The organism is uncultured Microbacterium sp. (genome assembly GCF_913776565.1).
Taxonomy (GTDB): domain Bacteria; phylum Actinomycetota; class Actinomycetes; order Actinomycetales; family Microbacteriaceae; genus Microbacterium.
The window spans coordinates 1-3381 of record NZ_CAJYPF010000268.1 but is presented as its reverse complement, the minus strand read 5'-3'; the positions used below and the strand labels follow the sequence as shown (position 1 = coordinate 3381).

At 72.7% G+C, this 3381-nt stretch carries 4 protein-coding genes; 2 read left to right on the top strand and 2 right to left on the bottom strand.

The features are described 5' to 3' along the window. A partial coding sequence (locus QZ433_RS14655; RefSeq protein ID WP_295782698.1) for a substrate-binding domain-containing protein occupies positions 1-350 on the top strand: 350 nt, incomplete at its 5' end. Between the two features lie 165 nt (positions 351-515). Continuing rightward, the gene (locus tag QZ433_RS14650; RefSeq protein ID WP_295784859.1) at positions 516-1976 is read left to right on the top strand and encodes a mannitol dehydrogenase family protein; all 1461 of its coding nucleotides are present in this window, start codon (positions 516-518) and stop codon (positions 1974-1976) included. A gap of 13 nt (positions 1977-1989) precedes the next feature. Here the strand turns inward: QZ433_RS14650 and QZ433_RS14645 are convergent, their stop codons facing one another. After that, positions 1990-3126 carry an alpha/beta fold hydrolase gene (locus QZ433_RS14645; RefSeq protein ID WP_295784857.1) on the bottom strand — a complete coding sequence of 379 codons (1137 nt, stop codon included), beginning with the start codon at positions 3124-3126 and terminating at the stop codon, positions 1990-1992. Beyond that, a partial coding sequence (locus tag QZ433_RS14640) for a hypothetical protein (RefSeq protein WP_295784855.1) occupies positions 3123-3381 on the bottom strand: 259 nt, incomplete at its 5' end. The genes QZ433_RS14640 and QZ433_RS14645, both read right to left, overlap by 4 nt.

Genomic DNA, 3381 nt, shown 5'->3' with positions numbered 1-3381 from the left:
TCGTCACCGCCGCGCTGCAGAAGGACCCCGACATCGTCGGCATCTTCGCCGCCAACCTCTTCGCCGCCGAAGGAAGCGCCACCGGCGTCCAGCAGGCCGGCAAGCAGGGCGCCGTCACCATCGTCGGTTTCGACGCCGGTCCCGCCCAGGTCAAGGCTCTCGAAGCCGGCACCGTCCAGGCCCTCGTCGCCCAGGAGCCCGGAACCATCGGCTCCGACGGCGTCAAGCAGGCCATCGCGGCGCTGAAGGGCGAATCCACCGAGGCGAAGATCCAGACCGGCTTCACCATCCTGACCAAGGACAACATCACCACCGACGGCAAGGACGCGGTCTACAAGTCCTCCTGCTGACCCACCCCACCCCCCCTCTCTCTCGCGTGAGGGGTCACGAACTGTCGCCTCGGACGCTCCGAAGCGACACGAAACGACCCCTCACGCGAGATGAACCCGGGACCCGGAGCGACCGCCCGGGTTCACGCAACACGCCCCGCCCTCCCCACCCACACGGAGCACCGCATGACCGACCTCACCTCCGCCGCCCTCCCCTCCCTCGCGGCGAACGTCTCCGTTCCGACGTACGACCGGGCGGCCGTGCGCTCGCGCATCGTGCACGTCGGCGTCGGCGGCTTCCACCGGGCGCACGAGGCCATGTACCTCGACCGCCTGCTCGAGGCCGGACACACCGAGTGGGGCCTGTGCGGCGTCGGGGTCCTCTCCTTCGACGCGGCGATGCGCGACGCCCTCGCCGCTCAAGACGACCTCTACACGCTCGTCACGACCGCCCCCGACGGCTCCTCCACCGCCCGCGTGGTCGGCTCGATCGTCGACTACCTCTTCGTTCCCGACGACCCCGAGGCGGTGGTCGCCAAGCTCGCCGACCCCGACACCGCGATCGTCTCGCTCACCATCACCGAGGGCGGCTACGGCATCGACGACGCGACCGGCGCCTACGCCCCGCGCGACGAGGCGACCCTCGCCGACCTCGACGGCGCGCTGCCCCCGCGCAGCGTCATGGGCCTGCTCGCCGAGGGGCTCCGCCGGCGGCGGGATGCCGGCATCCCGGCGGTCACGGTCATGTCGTGCGACAACATCCAGGGCAACGGCCACGTCGCCCGTGCGGCGCTGCTCGGGTTCGCCGAGCGACGCGACCCCGACCTGGCCGCCTGGATCGCCGCGAACGTGGCGTTCCCGAACTCGATGGTCGACCGCATCACCCCCGTCACCACCGACGAGACGCGCGCCGCCGTCGCCTCGGAGTTCGGCATCCGCGATCGCTGGCCGGTGCGCAGCGAGTCCTTCGAGCAGTGGGTTCTCGAAGACACCTTTCCCGCCGGCCGCCCGCCGTTCGACGAGGTGGGCGTGCAACTGGTCGACGACGTCGAGCCCTACGAGCTCATGAAGCTGCGGCTGCTCAACGCCTCGCACCAGGCGATGAGCTACCTCGGCATCCTGTCGGGTGCGCACTACGTGCACGAGGTGTGCACGGATCCCCTGTTCGTCGGCTTCCTGCAGGGCTACATGCACGACGAGGCGATCCCGACGCTGCGACCGGTTCCGGGCATCGACCTCGACGCCTACTGCGACCAGCTCATCGCGCGCTTCGGCAGCGAGGCGATCCGCGACACCCTCGCACGTCAGGTGGTCGACGGCTCCGACCGTCTGCCGAAGTTCCTGCTGCCCGTCGTGCGCGAGCAGCTCGCGTCGGGCGGGCGCATCGACCATGCCGCCCTCGTGCTCGCGGGGTGGAGCGTCTTCCTCGAGGGCCGCACCGAGACCGGGGAAGAGACGCCCGCGGTCGACAGCCGCCTCGACGAGCTGCGCGCGATCGTCGCCGACGACGCCGAGAAGCTCCTCGACTACGCGCCGGTGTTCGGCGACCTCGGGCAGAACCCCCGCCTGGGCGACGCCTTCCGGGCGGCGCGTGAGGCACTGGCCGCACACGGCGCGCGCGGGGCGATCGCCACCCTCGCCTCCTGATCGACCGCGCGGGTCAGACGCGCGGTCGGTTCCGCAGGAACCCCGCGATGGCGTCGTGGAAGCGGACGGGATCCTGGTTCGCCTCGTTGCAGTGCCCGGTCGCGTCGAACGCGACGAGCTCGGCATCCGGATGCCGCTTCACGTACGCGAGCGATCCGCTCACCGGCACCACGGGGTCGCGCAGGCTGTGCACGATGAGCGTCGGCACGGTCGGCGCCGGCCGCGGGCCGTCGACCCAGTTGAGCGCCGGGGCGTCGACCGCCTCGACGAGTCCCAGCGCCCGCGCGCCGAGCCGACTGCCGAGGATGCGCATCGACGCCCCCGCGATCGAGCGCGGAAGGCGGGCTCGCGCAACGGCGTTGTCGACCACCCGCGTCCAGTCCAGCGCGGGCGCCACGAGCACGAGGGCGGTGACGCGGTCGCGGTGGGCCGACTGCTCGAGGGCGAGCATCGCGATCGTCCCGCCCATCGACCACGCGACCAGCACGATCTCGCGCGCGCCCTGGGCGACGGCGTAGGCGATCGCGTCGTCGACGTCGCGCCACTCGCGCGTACCGAGCGTCGAGGGCAGGGCGTCGGCGGGGGCGCACTCCTCGTCGCCGGCGTACGACACCACGAGCGACATCCAGCCCGCGTCCACCGTGGCCGGGGTCGAGCGCAGGGCGCCGTTGCGGCTCGAGCGCAGGCCGTGCACGTGGATCGTCCACCGTCCGTCGGCCGTGTCGCGGTCGCCGATCTCCCAGGCCTCGGCGACGCCGCCTCGACGCAACGGGACCGACACGTGACGCGTGGGACCGACGTCCTCGGGGGCGCCGATGCTCTGCGAGGTCCAGGTGGCCATGGCATCCCCGTCTCCGAGCCCGTTCGGACGCGAGGCGAGCTCGCGCACGACCCGGTCCTTCCCGACGCGCAGCGGTTCGCCGACCACGACGTGCCGGCCGTCGTCGAGCCAGAGCCCGTAGGTGCCCGGTTCGCGGCTCTCCAGGGTCGCGGGCACGGTGACGGTGTCGCCGGCGACGGTGATGGGGGCGGGGATCTTCGGCGCGCGCGGTGCGATGAGCCGGCGCGCGACGTAGCCGGCGAGCGCCTCGTGGGCGACGGCGACGGTCGCGGCGGCGACTCCGGCACCGATGACGAGGGGTCGGATCATGGATGTGCTCCCGGGGTTCGGCGGGTGAGGTGAGTGTCGATCTCGTCGATGAGCGCACGCTGCGCGGGGCCCAGGGGAGATGAGGTGGCGATCGCGTCGTCCTCGACGGCGACGCGGAGGGCGTGCAGGCGCGTCTCGACGACGGCGTCGGCGGGCACCCCCGCGAAGGAGCGGACCCCGCGTTCGCGCGCGACCGGCTCGAGCCGCGCGAGGAGCTCCTCGCCGCGGCGACGGATCGTCGTCGACGAACGGGAT